15 protein-coding genes are annotated in these 18,350 nt (G+C 43.1%); 2 read left to right on the top strand and 13 right to left on the bottom strand.

Features of this window, described 5'->3' with window-relative positions:
• Positions 1–45 precede the first annotated feature (45 nt).
• From RM556_RS03800 to phoB, 13 genes are all read right to left on the bottom strand, one after another.
• Entirely contained in the window at positions 46–1,269 is a 1,224-nt protein-coding gene (locus RM556_RS03800; RefSeq protein WP_311373875.1) for a HAMP domain-containing sensor histidine kinase, read from the bottom strand.
• A gap of 161 nt (positions 1,270–1,430) precedes the next feature.
• Entirely contained in the window at positions 1,431–1,682 is a 252-nt protein-coding gene (locus tag RM556_RS03795) for a GlsB/YeaQ/YmgE family stress response membrane protein (protein ID WP_311373874.1), read from the bottom strand.
• Positions 1,683–1,841: 159 nt separating this feature from the next.
• Positions 1,842–3,173, bottom strand: coding sequence for a tetratricopeptide repeat protein (locus RM556_RS03790; protein ID WP_311373873.1), 1,332 nt, complete (start codon positions 3,171–3,173; stop codon positions 1,842–1,844).
• A gap of 9 nt (positions 3,174–3,182) precedes the next feature.
• Positions 3,183–3,791 carry an energy transducer TonB gene (locus RM556_RS03785; RefSeq protein WP_311361917.1) on the bottom strand — a complete coding sequence of 203 codons (609 nt, stop codon included), beginning with the start codon at positions 3,789–3,791 and terminating at the stop codon, positions 3,183–3,185.
• A gap of 4 nt (positions 3,792–3,795) precedes the next feature.
• Complete coding sequence (locus RM556_RS03780) at positions 3,796–4,200, bottom strand: biopolymer transporter ExbD (protein WP_311362099.1); 405 nt, start codon at positions 4,198–4,200, stop codon at positions 3,796–3,798.
• A gap of 19 nt (positions 4,201–4,219) precedes the next feature.
• On the bottom strand, positions 4,220–4,747 hold the full coding sequence (locus tag RM556_RS03775; RefSeq protein WP_311361916.1) for a MotA/TolQ/ExbB proton channel family protein: 528 nt from the start codon (positions 4,745–4,747) through the stop codon (positions 4,220–4,222).
• 3 nt (positions 4,748–4,750) lie between these two features.
• Positions 4,751–6,085: a MotA/TolQ/ExbB proton channel family protein gene (locus tag RM556_RS03770; protein WP_311362098.1), complete on the bottom strand. Its 1,335-nt coding sequence runs from the start codon at positions 6,083–6,085 to the stop codon at positions 4,751–4,753.
• A gap of 72 nt (positions 6,086–6,157) precedes the next feature.
• The gene (locus RM556_RS03765; RefSeq protein WP_311361915.1) at positions 6,158–6,925 is read right to left on the bottom strand and encodes a DUF3450 domain-containing protein; all 768 of its coding nucleotides are present in this window, start codon (positions 6,923–6,925) and stop codon (positions 6,158–6,160) included.
• A 204-nt stretch (positions 6,926–7,129) separates the two neighbouring features.
• On the bottom strand, positions 7,130–9,781 hold the full coding sequence (locus RM556_RS03760; protein ID WP_311361914.1) for a TonB-dependent receptor domain-containing protein: 2,652 nt from the start codon (positions 9,779–9,781) through the stop codon (positions 7,130–7,132).
• A gap of 186 nt (positions 9,782–9,967) precedes the next feature.
• On the bottom strand, positions 9,968–12,751 hold the full coding sequence (locus RM556_RS03755; protein ID WP_311373872.1) for a hypothetical protein: 2,784 nt from the start codon (positions 12,749–12,751) through the stop codon (positions 9,968–9,970).
• 147 nt (positions 12,752–12,898) lie between these two features.
• Positions 12,899–14,104, bottom strand: coding sequence for a phosphate ABC transporter substrate-binding protein (locus RM556_RS03750; RefSeq protein ID WP_311373871.1), 1,206 nt, complete (start codon positions 14,102–14,104; stop codon positions 12,899–12,901).
• Positions 14,101–15,414, bottom strand: coding sequence for a phosphate regulon sensor histidine kinase PhoR (phoR, locus tag RM556_RS03745; RefSeq protein WP_311373870.1), 1,314 nt, complete (start codon positions 15,412–15,414; stop codon positions 14,101–14,103). The genes RM556_RS03750 and phoR overlap by 4 nt, the downstream gene beginning before the upstream one ends.
• Positions 15,415–16,104: a phosphate regulon transcriptional regulator PhoB gene (phoB, locus tag RM556_RS03740; protein WP_311373869.1), complete on the bottom strand. Its 690-nt coding sequence runs from the start codon at positions 16,102–16,104 to the stop codon at positions 15,415–15,417.
• A gap of 429 nt (positions 16,105–16,533) precedes the next feature.
• On the opposite strand from phoB, the gene rdgC reads away from it, so the two are divergent.
• Positions 16,534–17,430, top strand: coding sequence for a recombination-associated protein RdgC (rdgC, locus tag RM556_RS03735; RefSeq protein ID WP_311361909.1), 897 nt, complete (start codon positions 16,534–16,536; stop codon positions 17,428–17,430).
• A 461-nt stretch (positions 17,431–17,891) separates the two neighbouring features.
• Positions 17,892–18,350 carry an ABC transporter ATP-binding protein gene (locus tag RM556_RS03730; protein WP_311361908.1) on the top strand — a complete coding sequence of 153 codons (459 nt, stop codon included), beginning with the start codon at positions 17,892–17,894 and terminating at the stop codon, positions 18,348–18,350.

The following is an 18,350-nucleotide window of genomic DNA, read 5'->3' as shown; positions in this document are numbered from 1 at the left end:
AGCAAAAACCTTATCAACAGGTCAAAATAAAGCGACAGGGGGAGCTCATAAGCATTCCTCTGTTATTGCTGTTTGAATTTCTACTATATAACGTGTGTTTTTTTGCTCAAGGCGCAAAGTCCAGTGCATATTGTTGGCAATTCTTTCAACTAAATACAGTCCATGCCCTAGCCCTTGGTAATCAGGTCTTTCATTTTCACCGATGTTGTTTTCAAATATAATTGAGCTACCTTTATTGTAAATCGACATACTACCATTGCCACTGTGATAATAGGCGTTATTAACCAAGTTTTGACACAGAAGTAGCACTAGGTTTGGGTTGCCTATGACCGTAAGTTGCGGATCGAGTGCAAGCTTGACATCAAATGTCATGTCTATGTTGGCTTTATACAAATTTAATACACTGCGTTCCAAAATGGGCAATACGCGAATTTCATTAAATATTAGGTTTTCGTCTCTTGCTAGGGCCAATAATACCTCTATGGTTTTTTCTAAATCCTCTGAAACCTGTGTAAGTAAGACTTTGTCGGTTTCAGTAAATGGGGAGTTGGTACGCAAAGTGAGGGTATTTTTTAGCAGCGTAATAGGGGTTCTTAGTTCATGACTGACGTCTCGAGTGAAGTTTTTCTCACGGGCTAACAAAATATTTATGCGCTCAAAAGCAGCTGAAAAGGCTAAATTCAGCTTACCTATTTCGTCGTTTCGTAATTGCGCTATCGTCGTGTTAAATAGTGCACCAGCTTCATGACCGAGCACATTTTCGGTGAGTTGCTTAATTGGCTTAGCAATACGCTGAGATAGCGCATAAGCAATTATTGTCGAGATCAACATGACTAAAATAGTTACGCCAAGCACAAACCAAAACATCACCGAGCTAACATGGGTTATTACTTGAATGTCTGTGCCGTCAATGGTTAACCACAAATCCGAGTTATCACTCAATAAATAGCGTTCTATATGTATGTTTCTGCCGTTGACAGAAAATTCCTTTTCAAATTTGTTTTCATCATATCCATGTTTAATCGCTGATGGAAACTCAGACTCGCTCGTATAGAGTGTAATATAGTTAACACGAGGCTGAATAATTTGACCATTATTGAGGAAATGTTGTTGTATGTACTTAGCTTCCTCATGCATCACCTGCTTAACTACATCGTCTTCGGTGATGGCGGCAAACAACCATGTAATACACGCAAATAGCACACATATCGCTGCTGCTAGGCTACCAAAGGTGATAAAAATGCGTCGACTAATTGAGGCTGATGCCATGTTTGTTACTCAAAAAGTTGGTGGTGAGCTTTGGGTCAAAACGGTAAGTACACGCAAATGAAATGTTGGCTTTTTGGTGTTAGCAGAAACCAATAAACAAAATCGACAATCGATAGCTTATGCGAAGTGTTTTCAACTCTCCGCAAAAGCTTTTTGAATGGCTAGGACTTCTTTATTTGACGATAAATAAATAACAGTACCAAAGCACCCACTACCGCTGTTGCCATGCTACCTAAGCTAAAGTTACCGACAGTGCCTAAACCCAAAAACGAACCTATAAAGCCACCAACAAACGCTCCTGCAACACCTAGCAAAGTAGTGATAATAAAACCACCACCGTCTTTGCCTGGCATGATCCACTTAGCCAGAATGCCTGCAATCAAACCAAAAATAATCCACGAAATTATGCCCATGTTGGACTCCTGTTTAATTTTTTTTATTGTATGGGTATGTTTTCAGCTATGCGGTGTAAAGTCAAACAATGCCCCATACAAAAAAGCCGCGACTACTTATGCAGACCGCGACTTATTTAGTTCTTTCTACCCGCATACACAGGCACGCACTCAGCGGAATTAAATACTATTCAATTCAGCTTCTAACCTTTCTTTTTCGTTTTTCTCTGTCCCTACAAATCGTCCCCACTGCTGAGCTGCAGCGCGGCTTGATTTGAATGCTTCAGCTTTCGCTAACTCATCCAGAGCCTCAACGTAGCGTTTCTGATTATAGTGCGCTAAGCCAATCACCATGTGAACTGCACCTTGATTCGCTAAACCGCCTTTTTCAATTGCTCTGCTTGAAGCCTCAATGGCTTTATCAAACTGGTCACTGTTGTAGTATAAATGGCCAAGTTGCGCGTCTAGTTCACCATCTTCTGATAGGTCAGCGGCGTCAATCAAAACAGGGATCGCTTTGTCTTTTTCTTTCGCAGCCGTCCAACAAATCGACAAGAATTTCAAGTTGCGCAAGTTCGCTTCAAGTACACCGTTTTTGATGCCTTGCTCCATCAACGCGGCCGCTTTGTACGGTGCCTCATGATAATAATAAAGCTGAGCAAAGTTAAAGATATCCGATGCTGACTCTACGTAGCCCATTTGATAGGCACTTTCCATCATCGCTAGTTGCTTCTTCTCTTGGCCTAACTCGCCGTACATACCCGCCAACTGTATCCAGTATTTCGGGTTATCATACAAGCGGATCATCTTCGCTAAGATCTCTTTCACTTTCTCTGGCTGTTTCATTTCATAATAAACAGCACGTTGAAGGATCAACCAACCTTCATCTGGCAAATAACCTTCCGCTTCATGGCCGTCAATCGCTTGTTCAATGAACTTAGCTGATTCAGCATAGTTTTTGTTTTGATAGTGCGCTTGAGCTTTCAGCACGTAATTTTTTGGCGGGATAACACCGTTGTTTAGCGCTTCCCATTGCTCCAACTTACGAATACTCTCATCAAAGTTACCTTGTGCCATATGCAGTTGGGCCAAGCTAAACAGTGTGGTTTGCTCGTACTTTTCTGGGATCGGTTGTTGTTGCACCGCTAATTCAAAGCTCTCAATGGCTTTATCTAACTGGTCGCTATTGTAATAGATGAAGCCATAAAAGTTGTACATCATCGACTTTTCATAAGCGTTCATTGAATCTTGCTTATCTTTTACTTCGTCGAGTATTTCAATCGCCTCGCCGATATTACCAGCGTCGCCTGCAGTTTGGGCACGAGATAGTTGCTCATAAACTCGCGAGCGCAATGCCGGTACACGTCTCGTTTTTCGTTCACCAGGGCTGGTGTCTGCACTTTCGTCTTGCAATGCAGCAGCCGCATGACTTGTGCTGCTAACAGAACTGAGTAATGCAATTGATAGTATCGCAACGCAACACGACAACATTAAAGAGAGTTTGTTTTTCATATTCGCTCCCTACCCATCTATCTTAAAGGTTATACGGTTCTGTACGCCCGCCACTGCGATAGGCTCGCCATTCACAACTCTCGGCTTATATTTGAATTTCTTCGCCGCGTCCATCGCTGCTTGATCAAAAATACCTTCTGGCTTCGCTTCAACAACAACGGGATCTACAACGGCACCTACCTTATTTACGGTGAATTCAACGATGACGTAGCCTTGAATACCACGTTGCAAAGCTCGACGAGGATAAACCGGTGTCACTTTAACAATCGGCAAATATTCACCATCACCAGAGCCTAAGGCTAAGCCGCCATCAAGGCTAATATCATTGGCCACATCAGCACCGAAGTCTAAGCCTGCTCCTTCACCATCAGGTGATGGAGAATCCATTTGCGGTTGCTCCATTTCAGGTGGTGGATTCTCTGGCTTGGGTGGCCGCTTTGGTTTGTTCTCTTTTTTCTGAACCGTTTCATCTTTTGGTACACGAACAAAGTCCAAGACCTTACCAACAGGCGGTTCTGTAAGCTCTTTATCGCCACTGGCGATCAAAGCTTGCATTAGGAAAAACAGACTTAAGGTAATAAAACCTGCAAGTACTATCGCTATCAACAGTCTAAGCATAATCTTACTCGTTGGCTGCAATAGAAACGTCGGGAACACCTGCGGCACGCGAGGCATCCATAACTTTGATTAGGGTTTCGGTTGTCGACTTACGATCAGCTTGAATAACAACTGAACCCTGAGGGTTTTCAGCGTGCATTCTTTCGACGTTTGCCTGAACTGCACGCACATCGATTTTACGCTTGTCGATCCAAATCTCATTTTTATCATTGATTGCTATCAGGATATTTGCTCTGTCTTTTTTCACCGCCGTAGGTGCATCGGGACGGTTCACATCAATACCTGACTCTTTTACAAAAGACGCAGTAACGATGAAGAAAATCAGCATGATGAAAACAACGTCTAGCATCGGTGTCATATCGATTGTAGCTTCTTCTTCTTCGACTAAATTTTGTAAATGTTTCATAATTGTTCCTTAAGCAAACGCGCTATTCGCTGCGTTGGAGTTGCAATGCGTCTTCAAGATGCATGCGTTCTGTTTTTGCTGTACGAGTTAACCAAGTGGATGCAAATACACCTGAAAGCGCGCCGACCATACCCGCCATTGTTGGGATAGTCGCTTGAGATACACCGGCAGCCATAGAACGAGCATTACCGCCGCCTGACATCGCCATGACATCAAATACCATTATCATGCCGGTCACTGTGCCCATTAAACCTAGCAGTGGACACAAGGCCACTAAGGCTTGAATAATTGGCAAACTGAAGCGCAAGCGTAAACTCACTCGAGAGATCATCGCTTGACGAATTTGAACAGCATTCCAAGAGGCGCGCTCATCGCGTGCTTTCCACTCTTGAATGGTCGCTTTCATCATTTGTTTGTGACCTTTGGTCACGTATAAGATCCTCTCGAGTATCAATATCCACATCACGAAGATGAGCGCGCCGATCACCAGCAGGATAGTCCCGCCGGTTTCGGTAAAATCACGAATTGATTCGAAGATATCTACAAACATGGCTTATGCCTTATCTTCTTGCTTTTCAGCACGTTCGGCAATAACACCCGCAGCTTGTTCTTGTAGAATCATCACAACGTTCTTACTTTGCGTGCTAAGTAGTGCGTAAAGAAGCGTTGTTGGAATAGCCACGACCAAACCAAGTACTGTCGTCATCAATGCTGATGAAATACCGCCTGCCATGATTTTCGGGTCGCCGGTTCCGAACAAGGTAATTTGTTGGAAGGTCACAATCATACCGGTAACCGTTCCAAGTAGACCACCTAGAGGCGCCACTACTGAAATCATTTTCACAAGCGTTAACCAACGCCCTAACTTTGGTACTTCGCCCAAGATAGCTTCAGTCAAATGGAGCTCTAATGCTTCGGTATCCACATTCGGGTACTTTTCTTTAACTTTCAATACACGACCAAGTGGGTTTTTGTCACTTAAGGTTTCTGATTTTAATTGGCGATTCACAGAGCCCGTTACTAAAGTCAGTACGATAAAGCGCCAGAAAGCCACGACTATCCCAACTGCACCGACAGCAATAATGATGTAACCAACAAGTTCACCTTGGTGAATACGCTCTTCCAAAGAAGGAGCTTGAACTAATAAACCTAAAATTGAGCCACCAGTTGGATCTAAGCCAAAGGAAACAAGGTCACCATCTGAAGCTTGAAGTTCTGCGGTAGAATTTACAAAGCGAGCCGCCGGTAAGCGTAACAGTTCAGATACCACGCCAGTAGCACCTTCATATTGTAGGTACTTGCCATCAGCTACTAAGCCAAAGGTACCCACTCGAACAACTTCTTTATTGACTTTCTGGCCACCGGCTTCTACCACATCAGTGTTGAAGCGAGTGACTTTGCCAGACTCTGTCATTTCGCGCTGAATCTCAAACCATACTCGCTCAATTTCCGCGATTGACGCAAGCTTAGTCGACGTCCCCATAGACTGAGCCATGTTATCAAGGAATTCTGCTCGGCCAGGAATTTGTGCAGAGATATACGAGTTTGCAAATTTGTTCTTAGTATCACCAGCAACTTGTTGCAGTACACCAAACAATTCTTTCAATGAACCAAGACGATTATCTAAGGCGCCGTTAAGGTCTGAAATCTTAAATTCGTTTTCTTCAAATTGGGTTTCAAGTCTTTCTGAAAGTGCCAACTGGTCATCGCGCTGTTTGCGGATATCACGCAAAATTTGGTCTTGCTGAGCACGCTGATTAATGAAGTCTTGTTCTCTTGCTTTGTTTTGTTCGCTTTGGGCGAATTTGCCCTCTTCTAGTTGTTTAAGAAGAGCATCCAAATCAAGCGCGGTGTCTGATTGCGCATTTACAGCAAAAGACAGCGTCATTGCTGCAGTCGCGGCAAAAACTGACTTCACTAAGGTGGTTTTGATTGTCGTTAAAAATGTCATGATATGCCCTTAGTCCGTAATCGCAACTGGAACCATCAATAGGTCCGGCGCTAGTTGTTTCTTGGCTATTTTCAAGCCCTTGGCGATTTGGTTCTTGTAACTTGAATCAAGCTCTTCCCACTGGCGCGTTTGTTTGTTCCACACACCTTGTGCACTTGCGTCACGTGTTTGATAAATCAAGGCAGTACGACCGATGCGAAGAAAGTCGACTGAACGTTCAGTACCGTCAATTTCTTTCAGGCCAGGATAAGCTTCAATCGTTTTGCCGTAATCCATTTCAACTTGGTAAGCTTCCATCACACGACGGAACTTTTCAGAAGGAGACACATCTGCGCGATCCATCATATTCTGTAAATCTAGGATGCGGTTGTTACGCTCTTCTTCAAGGAAGGGGACGTCTAATGCGACGAACTGCGCTAAACCGTCAATCATCCGAAGCATGAGAGGTGTAATTTGACGTTCTATGACACTGACTTCATCAATAGAGTTGTTCAAATCAAGCATTTCTTGTTCTTGATTTGCAATTTGACGACGTAGTTGTTCGTTATAAACTTCTAAACCTTCAATCTCTTTACTGATGGTTTTAAACTGTTGAAGTTTGTCATCAATCTGATCAGTGATGCTATTAATTTTAGTCTGTGACTTGGCAGCAGACTCATTAATTTCAGTCGCCTTTTTGGCGGCTGGTTCCAGATAGCTATCTTCTTGAGCATTCACATTCGAGCTAATAAGCACGGTTGTTACAGCTGCTGCTATCAACGTTTGAATAACCTTCATATACGCATCCTAATTTCAAATTAAACCGGTATGGGCCACATACCAAAATCTGCGCAAAGGATAGAGGTCTTGTATTACAGATTTATTACATGACTGTCATAATTGGGAGGGATAATAAGTATCGGAAATTAAAAAGGCTGCACTACCTTTGAATAGTACAGCCTTTTAGCTAGCTTAGGACTTTTATGAACTTTTTATGTCAGTTTAAAAATCGTATTTGATTGCCAAACTAATCTTACGTCCGCGCGTTTCTGAACGTAATAAGACATCTTCAAATTCAAGTTCTTTGGTTTCACCTAAAATGTTTTGAACCTTAAAGGTCAAGGTCGTATTGAAATCAGGATAGTACTTATAAACTGTATCAAATGAATGAAAAGGTTGCTCATAACTATCATCAAAACCATCGATACCAGGTATTAATATACGCTCACCAAACACGTTGTATACTACTGATACGCTGTGCTCACCGTTGTCTGAATCAAAACCACCTTGCAGGTTCATCACGTATTGTGAGTGGCCTGTTAAGCGACGTTCTAGGTTTGTAACCGCAGCCGACACACCAGTTTGGTCAACAATATTCTGACGATCAAGTTGAATCTCAGAATCACTTAAGGTTAAGTTACCTGAAACAAACATATTGTCCCAAACACCTTTGCCAATAAATTCTAAGCCTTGCAAAAATTCAACTTCAATACCAAATAACTCACCTGTTTCAGCATTGGCGATCCTGATCAAAGGTGGGCCATCTTGCGCTGGTGATTGCACCGATTCGATCGGCGCATCCATATCTTTATAGAACAAACCGACTGACAAGTTATTCCCAGCTTCTCTATACCACTCCCAACGCAAATCATAGTTTAGAATTGACGTGGTTTTGATCCCTGGTGTACCCGCAATTGGGAACTCGGTAAGTGGGTCAATAAAGGTAGAGGAAGAGACTTCTCGTAAGTCTGGACGAACAACCGTTTGGCCAATGCTTGCACGGAATTGCATGCTTTCATCTTTGATGTAAGTTACCGCGAACGCAGGATAAAAATCGTCTTCTTGGAAAGCCAGTTGTGAACGATCAGCTTCATCAGGCAAATCAAACTGGTTAGTTCTAGGGTCGAAAGGCGCTACCACTTGGCGGAAGTCTTCCCAACGCACACCGCCACTAAAGCGCCATTTGTTTTTGTAGAAGAAATCACCCTCGACATAATACGCATCGACTTTTTGGCCAGCAGCATAATCATCACCCGCAATAGTGGTATCACGAATAATGGCAGGACCTGCACCATTGAAATTGTTGATATCTGCTAGCACGGTATCACTCACGCTGTCGAAGTAAGAACTGCCCAATAGCAAACTTGAATCGGCAAATGCCCGAGTGTTGACATCGAAACGTCGGTTTTCAGCGGTACGCGTTTTGGTTACGAAATCCGCACCAAACTTCATTTCCATTTCCCAATTCTCAATAGACACAGGCAAAGTGATGTTGTAACCACCGTTTTCTAGTCTGTCATGCAAAGTTTGGAAAGAGTATCGCGCTGCCGTCGTAGAGTTATTTAAGCCAATTTCGTTATCAAGACTGAAAACGCCATCTTGATTATCGTCACTAATCACAAAACGTGATTCAAAGTTTCCTGGCGCTCTACGAAGTGAACGACCGACGCTGTATTTCCAATCAAAACCGGCAAAATTCAACTCAGGGAACGTGTGCATACCGCGGATTTGGTTGGTAAACATTTTACGTTCTTCATACTCAATCTCAACATCGCGAATACGCAAACCTTCCGCTTGGTTGAGGTTTTCAGTATTACCAAACTTTTCGCTCACTTCGTCACGAGTATCGTTCAAGACAATTAAGCTGTAGTCAACGCGATGGTTACGGTTGTAGTCAATACCAAGGTTGATCATGTTTGACCATTTCACCGTTGTTTCCGTTACAGAAATGTCATCAAAAAAGCGCACGACATTAATTGAATCCTGCACTCGGTCAGCTTGCTGTAATTCGTATTCTTCTGACACTGTCGTTTCGTTGTCATAGCTACTTGTTACCAAGAAACCATAACGTAGTTTATCGTTAACATCATAGCTGTTACCAACAGAGAAACTAAAGCCAGCATCAGGCCCTACACTTTCGAGGAAAGGGTCGTAATCACGCTTCACGTCACTGAATAAGTCCAATGCTACGTCTTGATCAAGCGAGTCTAGAAAGTCTTTGTTTTGCCACCTTGCAGCAATGGCATCTGGTGCTGCACGAGAGCCATCATCTCGACCTTGCCAGTCTTTATCACCGCCATTGTAGGCAAGTCCATCGCCAGAATTTTCAGTGTTGTAACCTAGGCTACCGCTGACATTGAAAATAAACTGAGTTGGAATAGACTTTAAGCGTATATCAACGTTACCACCACCAAATGACGCTGGCATAGAAGGCGAGTACGACTTCTGAACCGACAAACTCTCGATGATATCTGAAGGGAATAAATCCAAAGGAATAACGTTTCGAGTCGGATCTGGACTTGGCACAGCAGCACCGTTTAGCTGAGTACTAGAGTAACGCTCACCTAAACCTCGAACATAGATAAACTTACCGTCTACCAAAGTCAAACCGGTAACACGACGTAAGGCAGATGCGGCATCGCTATCGCCTGTTCGGGAAATTTGTTCTGCCCCTAAAATGTCGGCAACGAAGGCTTGGTTTTTTCGTTCTTCTAAAACGGCCGTCGCAGTGCCTTTCAATCTTGTGCCAGTTGCAACAACTTCTTCAATGGCCTCTTCTTCTTGCTGGGCATATGCTGCCGGATTAAGTGCAAGAGAAGCCAACACAGCGAGTGTTAACTGTTTCAAGGGAAACCTGTTTGCAGGCTGGTTCATTTTAACCTCTTTAGCTGCTAGTTTTTGCTTATTAATGCGGTGAAACATACTCTGCTTTTACCTTCATTGTGTTGCTGGTTTAAATCGCAAAAAACTAGTCAACGTCTAAACTGAATCTTGGAAACGCAAGTGCGCTACTTATAGTAACGCACCTGTATTATTAACTTTCGAACTTCGTAGCCAGAATTAAAGGCCAACGGTCCAATTAGCAGTCCAGTCGTTCTCTGCATCTTTAACCGCACCGATGAAGTCAACTGATGTAAAGAAACTGTCTAGCGTCGTTACATCTGTTGGGGTTGTTGCATCGATAGTAAAGATACCACTCAATACTGCTGCTTGGTTGGCTGCAGTTGAGTTGCCTGTTTGACCTAGGAACCAAGCTTCTTGGTCAAAAGTACCTGAGTTATTGATATTTTCGTCACATGCCAATACCGAAGATTGGAAGACTAGCTGAGTTGCACTCGTACCGTCCATATTTTCTTCAAGAGTTGTATCACCATCAGACAAATCAGCTTCGAAACACTCGCCCATGCCAGCAGGACCGGTCACGACAAAGTTATATAGCTGAGCGTTAGTTTGGTCACGCAATAGTACGCCTTCAGAGTCAGCGTCTGCAGTGTCAAAGTTGTTACCAATAATTGTCATGTTAGCCACAGTTGGGTTAGAGAAAGGCATACCTTCACCACCGTCACCGTCACCTTCAATACCGCGGTTTGCATCTGAGTCATCGTCAGCATGCTTCACTAAAACAAACTGCATTTTACCGCTGAAGCCATTATCCCAGTCGACGCTATCGTCTTGAATACCAGTTAAAACAACATACTTCGCGTTGACTGCGCCACCGAAGAACTCAACACCGTCATCAGCATTCTTATGTACTTGTAAGTATTCAACCGTTGTACCTGAACCAACCGCACCAAAAGTAATACCGTTTAGTTCGTTGTCTGGTGCAACTTCAAAACCACCGTGCATTACGCGAACGTAGCGAAGTGTACCTGAGTTATCGTCGTCGTTTGTACCACCGAAAACAGCACCTTCTTGAACACCTTCAACTTGAAGTGCACATGGCGTTCCGTCGGTAGGACATTTAGTAGAAGTACCGTTACCTAATATAACCATACCGCCCCATTGACCAGCAGCGCCATTGGCAAGACCTGCAGTCACACCATTTGCAACGTGCTCACGAGAAGTAAAAGTAATAGGTGAGCTTGCAGTACCGTTCGCTTCAATTTTTGAACCACGGCTGACTACTAAGTAATCTGCACCAGAACTACCGTATACCACTACACCAGGCTCTACAGTCAGTGTTGCGCTATCAGTATTATCGCCACCTACGAATACTGCTTCTGATAATGCATAGTGATTACCAGCAGTTAAGGTTAAGTTAGATGTAATGCGACCAGAAAGTTGGCAAGTATTAGTTGTGCCATCTACCGCAGCAATCGTTGTTGTGCCTGCTGGGCAGCCAGATGCAGTTTCAACCACACCCACTTCACCACCACCAAAGCCAAATGCCCAACCTTGACGCCAGTCAGTATCACCGATAGCACCAACAAAAGTATTTGTATCAAAGAATGCATCTAAGCCAGCAGGGTTGCCGCCGCTTGTGCGAAGTGCGCTTTCTGCGGTTAGGGTGCCGTCAGAGTTCAAACCTAAGTTTGCGCGGTCGGCAAATGCGATGAGGTCATTACCCGTTTGATCTGTTGTGAACCAATCATTAAGATCTACGTCTGTATCTGCAAACTGGAAAGGTGTATCACAAGCGATGACTGAGTTTGAAATGGTGATGTTGCCATTGCTTAGGTTGCCCTGAACTGTGTCATCATTATCCATTTCTAAACATTCGCCCATGCCTGCAGGGCCAGTGATCAGCATATTAATAATATTTGCGCCTGTTTGGTCGCGCAACAACACGCCTTCAGAATCGGCATCAGCCGTATCAAAGCTGTTTCCGACGATAGTCATGTTAGCCACTTTAGGTTGTGAAAATGCAGTACCGTCACCACCATCACCGTCACCTTCAATACCGCGGTTGGCATCTGAGCCGTCTGCTGCATGTTCTACATAAACATACTGTAATTTACCGTTGTATCCGTTATCCCAGTCAACACTGTCGTCTTGGATAGACGTTAACACAACGTGTTTTGCATTTACTGAACCACCGAAGAACTCAATACCATCATCTGCATTAGCGTGAACTTGCAAGTAATCAATTGTTGTACCTGAACCAACACCGCCAAAAGTGATACCGTTTAATTCGTTGTCTGGCGCAATTTCAAAGCCCGCATACTTCACTACTACATAGTTTAATGTACCTGAATCGTCAGTCACTTCAGTACCACCGAAGACTGCACCGGTCTCAGCGCCTTCAACTTGTAGTGAACATTCCGTGCCGTCTTGAGGACATTTCGTTGTAGGTGCATTACCGAGGATGATCATGCCGCCCCATTGGCCAGCAGCAACTTCATCACCAATAACGTCATTATAAGAGGTAAAGATAACAGGCGAAGATGCATTACCGATGGCTTCGATAGAAGAGCCACGACTGACTACAAGATAATCTGCACCGCGGCTACCGAAAACGATAGTACCCGGCTCAACTTCTAAGGTCACACTGTCTGCGTTATCGTTACCAATGAAAACCGGGCCAGTTAACGCCCATACCGTATCGTTAGTTAAGGTAATGACACCATTGTTTGTGTCATCTGCAATTAAGCGACCAGACAATTCACGAACTTCTACGGTTTGACCTAAGGCTGTAGAAACTTGACCAGAAAGAAAAGTATCAACACTACCAGGCTTTGTATCATCTGGAGGAGTCACGACGCCGCCACCGTTATTGCTGTTGTCGTTATTCACAACACTGTTATCGATGATGTCGCCTTCAGAAATGTTGATGTCGCCACCACATGCCGCAAGTGACAAAGTGGCTGCGATTGCAGATACTTTAAATAGTCCGTTCAATTTCATTGTGTTCTCCAAAACTTCAAAAATAAGAATATATGACTAAAAAATTTGAATGGAGATTACTTGATGTAAATGACAGAAATGTTACATGTCAGTATTGTCACAAAAGTTTCACAAAGAATGAGGGGAAGGCGTTCTTTTTGAGTCGTCCTAATTGACTAACTTTTGTAGCTGACTAACTTTAAGTTCTTGATTTATTGGATAGTATCCGTTTTCAGAAACCATCGCTTGGCCTTCATCAGATAAAATGAATTGCAAAAAAGCGCGTTCTAAAATAGGCAATGGTTCATTCGGCGCTTTGTTAACCACAATGTACAAATACCGAGAGAAAGGATAAGCACCTGAGGTAATATTGTCGGTTGTCGGCGCGATATATTGAACTTGGTCAGCCGGCCCATTGACGCCAATGGGTAGTGCTTTAACATTATCGTCATCATAGCCCATCGCTGCGTAGCCGAGACCGCCAACAGACGAGGCAATTGACAGAACTACCGACGCCGACCCAGGAAGCTCATTAACTCGGGGTTTATAGTCACCTTCGCACAAGCCCTGCTGTTTAAATAGGTCGTATGTACCTGATGCTGAGTTTCTGCCATACAGAAGCACTTCGCGATTAGTGCCAAATTTAGTCACCCCCAAATCGTTCCAAGTATCGAGGTGGCGTTCAGCGCCACAAAAACGGGTTGCAGAAAACAGCGCATCGACTTCCGTTAGGTGTAACTGCTGCAGTGGATTGTTCTTTTCAACGTAAATAGCGATGGCATCTACCGCCACAATAAAAGTCGTTGGCGGGTAACCATACTTTTGCGTAAATCGACTAATTTCACTCGCCGTTAATGCCCGAGACATTGGCCCAATCGTAGCGGTACCTTGGCTGAGTGCTTGTGGCGCTGTTGCGGAGCCCGAAGCCTGAATTTGAAATTTCACTTGTGGATAATCAGATTTAAACGCTTCAGCCCAGAGAGAAATAAGCGTGGCTAAAGTATCAGAGCCAACAGATGAAATGCTGCCATAAACACCCGCGAGTGCTTTGTTAGCGTCGGGGGCTTCCGATTCTATGACAAGCGCCTCCGGAAGTTCAATTTCCCTCTCGTTTTCTAGAAGCTCTTGAGTACGTCCCTCTTGAGTAAGTCGCTCTTGTGTAAGTTGCTCTTGTGTAAGTTGCTCTTGAGTAAGTGGCGGTTGCGATAATTGCGCTTGTGGAGATAACTCGTATGGAAAAGGTTCGATCGCCAATGCGTTGACTTTTTGGCTGCTTAGCAGCAAACAACTGATTGCAACAAGACTACAAATTACACCATAAAGATGCTTCTTTACTTCGAGTTGAGCTGGCGCTTTGGCATTCGTGATATTCAAGAGTGTGTATTTTTTTCGTAAACCAATTCTGGAGGTAGTATAAATGAAAATTCACTGCCCTTGCCAACTTTGCTTTCGATATTCAAAAACGAGTTGTGATGGTTTAGCACGTGCTTCACAATCGATAAGCCCAGTCCAGAACCGCCTGTTTTACGAGAGCGTGCTTTGTCTACCCGATAAAAGCGTTCGGTTAAGCGGCGAAGGTGCTTGTCGTCGATGCCATCGCCATCATCAATCACGGCAAAATAAGCACTATCAGCACGTCTCTTCCATAGCACCTTAATTGTGCCCCCTGGAGGTGTGTAGTGAATAGCGTTGAAGACTAAGTTAGAGCAGGCGCTGCGCATTTCAGTTTCAACGCCAAAGATCACCAAGTCGGGATCAATTTTAAAGCTGATGTTGTGCTGCTTCTCTTTATTTAATGCCTTGGCTTCCATTTCCACTTGCGCGAACATGCCTGTCATGTCGATCGTATTTTCATAAATGCGTTCAGAAGAAGCTTCAATGCGCGATAAAATAAGCAAGTCTTCAATGAGTGCCTGCATACGCTTGGTTTGCGTTTCCATTTCCATCATGGCTTTGCCAACAAATGGCGATTTATCTTCATCTTCTACCGACAACACTTCCAAGTACCCATTGATAACCGTTAGCGGAGTACGTAGTTCGTGAGATACATTTGCCACGAAGTCTTTGCGCATTTCTTCTAATTGAGACACGCGAGATACGTCACGAATAATCAATAGCAATTGGTCTTCACCGTAGGCCATGATCCGATATTCAAAGGTTTTATTCGGATTCGTCGGCGCTGGTATTTCAATCGGATAGTGATAGTCGCCAGAATGGAAGTATTCAATAAAATTGGGATGACGAATTAAATTATCGATGCGGCGCCCAGAATCATCCGGCCACTTCAAGCCCATTTCAATTCGAGCATGGCGGTTACACCATACAATTTTCGCATCTTTATCGACAACGACCACGGCATCTGGAAGCGCTTCTGACCCTTCACGAAACCGTTTGACGAGCTCGCCAAGGTTCTTACGTTTGTTTCTGTTTCTGCGCTGCAAGTAATAAATACCCTCGTAAACATGTTCCCATACGCCTGGCGCAGATGGCGGAGACATTTTACGACTTTCCCAAAGCCACTTAGTTAACTTGTAGAGATGGAGATAGTTGAAGATGAGTAGAGTGACGGCGGCAATCAATAGCACCAACACAACATCGCCGACATAAATCCCAAGCAGGACAATAAGGGCGATGTATAAACATAACCTGAGAAGACTTTTGGTCCAGGAGCGTGGGTAATACATTTAAATTTTGTTAGAGAAGCGATATCCTGCGCCACGAACAGTTTGTATCATAGCGTCGTGGCCATGTTGCGATAAGGCTTTACGTAAGCGACGGATATGCACATCGACAGTACGATCTTCTACGTAAACGTTAGTTCCCCAGACGTTATCGAGTAATTGCTCTCGGCTATATACACGTTCAGCGTGGGTCATAAAAAAGTGGAGTAATTTAAACTCAGTGGGTCCCATATCTAAAGGATCTTCATTTGCAGTCACACGATGTGAGATTGGCTCTAATATTAGCCCATTGAACTCAATGGGTTCTTCTTTACTAGTCGGCGTAACACGACGCATTACTGCCTTTATTCTGGCAACCAACTCTTTCGGGGAAAAAGGCTTAGTGACATAATCGTCAGCGCCGGCTTCAAGCCCTCTTATTTTATCATCTTCTTCGCCGCGAGCGGTTAACATAATAACCGGAATATCTCTCGTAAACTCATGCTGTTTGAGCTTCTTTGCAAGTTGCACACCGCTGCCTCCTGGCAACATCCAATCCAGCAAAATAAGATCGGGGTAAGGTTCTTTGACTTTTTCCAAAGCAACATCAAAGTCTTCAGCCTCGATTACGCCAAAACCTGCTTGCTCCAAAACAAAGGACAGCATTTCTCGGATAGGTGCTTCGTCTTCCACTAACAAAATTGTGCGCGACATGGGTTTTACTCTTGTCATATTAATTGCCCGACATTATTAGAGTGTTCTGTGACATTTTTATTAAACTGACTAAAAAATAAGGTAATTTTTCATTTTTAGCACTTTTTCAGCAAATAAAAACCATTCCTAATACACATATTAGCGTTTAGTTGCGCCAATACAACCAATTATGACACCCTCAAATCGGACACACCTATTTCGCTAATCATTCGACTTAATTGATGCTTCTTATTTCGTAGTATTTTACAAATTCTTTAGTGGGCCAAAGTAGTTAGGGAAATAGGTGTGTCCAATTTGTATAAACGAGCGACCCGATGTTGAAAATAGGTGTGTCCAATTTTCGGGATTTTACGACAAAGAGCTTTGATTATTTGGTCACGGATTGGTATGGTTCGCGCACTTTTTTTTAATGGGATGCATACAGCTAACATGTGGTTCAAAAACTTAAAACTTTATCAACTTACCAACAGTATTGAATTGACCGAAGAGCAGTTGCAAACGCAACTTGAAAGCATGTCTTTTAGGCCATGTGGTTCTCAAGACTTAGCAACAATGGGTTGGACCTCACCGTTTAGGAATAGCGATCTTTTGTTTCACAAAACAGATAATCGTTACTGGTTGGTATTAAAAAAACAAGAGCGTATTCTTCCTGCCTCTGTTGTTAACAATGAGCTTGCTGAGAAAGTAGCGCAAATCGAGGCCGAAACAGGCTCACCGGTACCCAAAAAACAGCAAACCGATTTGAAACAAGAAATCGTACACCGTTTACTTCCCCAAGCTTTCACCAAGAACAGCACAACCCATGGTTTTATTTCGGTAGAAAATAACTTAGTAGTTGTTGATGCTAGTTCTGATGGTGCAGCAGAAGCCTTCCTCGCTTGCGTTAGAAAATGTATTGGCTCTTTACCTGTTGTTCCTTTCGCCAAAACAAGCAAACAAGACGTTCTCACAGCTTGGGTCATGCAAGATGCGCCTAACGACATTGAACTATTGGATGAAGCAGAGTTTAAATCTCCTTCTGAAGATGGCGCGATCATTCGTTGCAAGTCACAAGATCTTGATGCTGAAGAAATGTTAGCTCACTTACAATCGGGCATGTTAGTGCAAAAACTTGCCGTCGCTTGGCAGGACAGACTGACTTGCATAATAGGCGAAGACCTATCAATAAAGCGATTGAAGTTTACTGACGTAGTCAAAGAGCAGAATGAAGACATTCCCAAAGATGAAATCAATGCTAAGCTTGATGCAGACTTCACATTAATGTCTGCAGAGGTCGTTGAGTTTTCAAAAGCCTTACGCAATATCTTTGAGGTCGAGTCTGAATAAAGGCTAGGCTTTACAAATTAACACTACTCGGCCTGAGTGACTAACTCAGGCCTGACTCCTCCACTCTCCAGCCAATATCAAACTACCTATTTTTAGCAACTAACAGTAGATAAAATAGTCTCAGCCTCAAAAATGTAATTTTATTACATTAATATGACAGCACACCTTATTCTAATTTAGTGCACCAAATTGAAGCGTAACTTACGCTAAAATGCGCCAAAATAGTGATAGATACTATATATACAAGCTTGTTACTCAAATTGTAAAAGTTGTTAAACTAAGTTAAAACAAACTCAAACCAAGTAAACAAACAGTAATTTAATTACATTATTAATGTTTAAATTTGAAATAATCTTGTATTTTTGTAATTTAATTACAGAAGAAGCTAGATCTAGGAATAAATTTACGTATTATGAATCCCGAACCAAACATCTTTATTTTTAAAAACTGGGATACACAAAATGAAAACACTTATTACTACACTTGCACTAGCAACTATCGCTTTTACTTCAAACGTTTCTGCGACCAACGTGCAACTTCGTCCTGCAGACACAAGTTTTGAAACAAAGGTTTGTTACACTGCAGCAACTGAAGGCTTAAAAGCAGCTCACGATCTTGTACGAAACAGCGAAGAAAACTTTGTTCGTTTTACAGAGACTCTTAGCTGTAACGGCAAGTCACTTATTCGTACAGCAAGAACTTTTTATAAAGACCAGAAAACAGAAACAGAGACTAGCCCGGCAAAAGTAAGATTTGTTACTGATGAAAGAGTTGAGTCTCAAGTATGTTTAGATGCCGTTATGATGGGTGTTGATGCTGCTTTTGAAAAGCACGGTATGAAGGACCGCAACATCATCTGTAATGACTTAGATATTAAATCGTTTGCCAAAAAGTTCTCAGGCAAAACAGTCGCATTATAA

Source organism: Alteromonas sp. W364, assembly GCF_031846205.1.
GTDB lineage: Bacteria > Pseudomonadota > Gammaproteobacteria > Enterobacterales > Alteromonadaceae > Glaciecola > Glaciecola blandensis.
The sequence above is the reverse complement of the archived record's forward strand: the minus strand, read 5'-3'. Positions and strand labels throughout refer to the sequence as shown.

Excerpts from the sequence above, each read along its gene's own strand:
- RM556_RS03800 (WP_311373875.1), bottom strand. The coding sequence starts at position 1,269 with ATGGCATCAGCCTCAATTAGTCGACGCATTTTTATCACCTTTGGTAGC.
- RM556_RS03795 (WP_311373874.1), bottom strand. The coding sequence starts at position 1,682 with ATGGGCATAATTTCGTGGATTATTTTTGGTTTGATTGCAGGCATTCTG.
- RM556_RS03790 (WP_311373873.1), bottom strand. The coding sequence starts at position 3,173 with ATGAAAAACAAACTCTCTTTAATGTTGTCGTGTTGCGTTGCGATACTA.
- RM556_RS03785 (WP_311361917.1), bottom strand. The coding sequence starts at position 3,791 with ATGCTTAGACTGTTGATAGCGATAGTACTTGCAGGTTTTATTACCTTA.
- RM556_RS03775 (WP_311361916.1), bottom strand. The coding sequence starts at position 4,747 with ATGTTTGTAGATATCTTCGAATCAATTCGTGATTTTACCGAAACCGGC.
- RM556_RS03770 (WP_311362098.1), bottom strand. The coding sequence starts at position 6,085 with ATGACGCTGTCTTTTGCTGTAAATGCGCAATCAGACACCGCGCTTGAT.
- RM556_RS03765 (WP_311361915.1), bottom strand. The coding sequence starts at position 6,925 with ATGAAGGTTATTCAAACGTTGATAGCAGCAGCTGTAACAACCGTGCTT.
- RM556_RS03760 (WP_311361914.1), bottom strand. The coding sequence starts at position 9,781 with ATGAACCAGCCTGCAAACAGGTTTCCCTTGAAACAGTTAACACTCGCT.
- RM556_RS03755 (WP_311373872.1), bottom strand. The coding sequence starts at position 12,751 with ATGAAATTGAACGGACTATTTAAAGTATCTGCAATCGCAGCCACTTTG.
- phoR (WP_311373870.1), bottom strand. The coding sequence starts at position 15,414 with ATGTATTACCCACGCTCCTGGACCAAAAGTCTTCTCAGGTTATGTTTA.
- phoB (WP_311373869.1), bottom strand. The coding sequence starts at position 16,104 with ATGTCGCGCACAATTTTGTTAGTGGAAGACGAAGCACCTATCCGAGAA.
- rdgC (WP_311361909.1), top strand. The coding sequence starts at position 16,534 with ATGTGGTTCAAAAACTTAAAACTTTATCAACTTACCAACAGTATTGAA.
- RM556_RS03730 (WP_311361908.1), top strand. The coding sequence starts at position 17,892 with ATGAAAACACTTATTACTACACTTGCACTAGCAACTATCGCTTTTACT.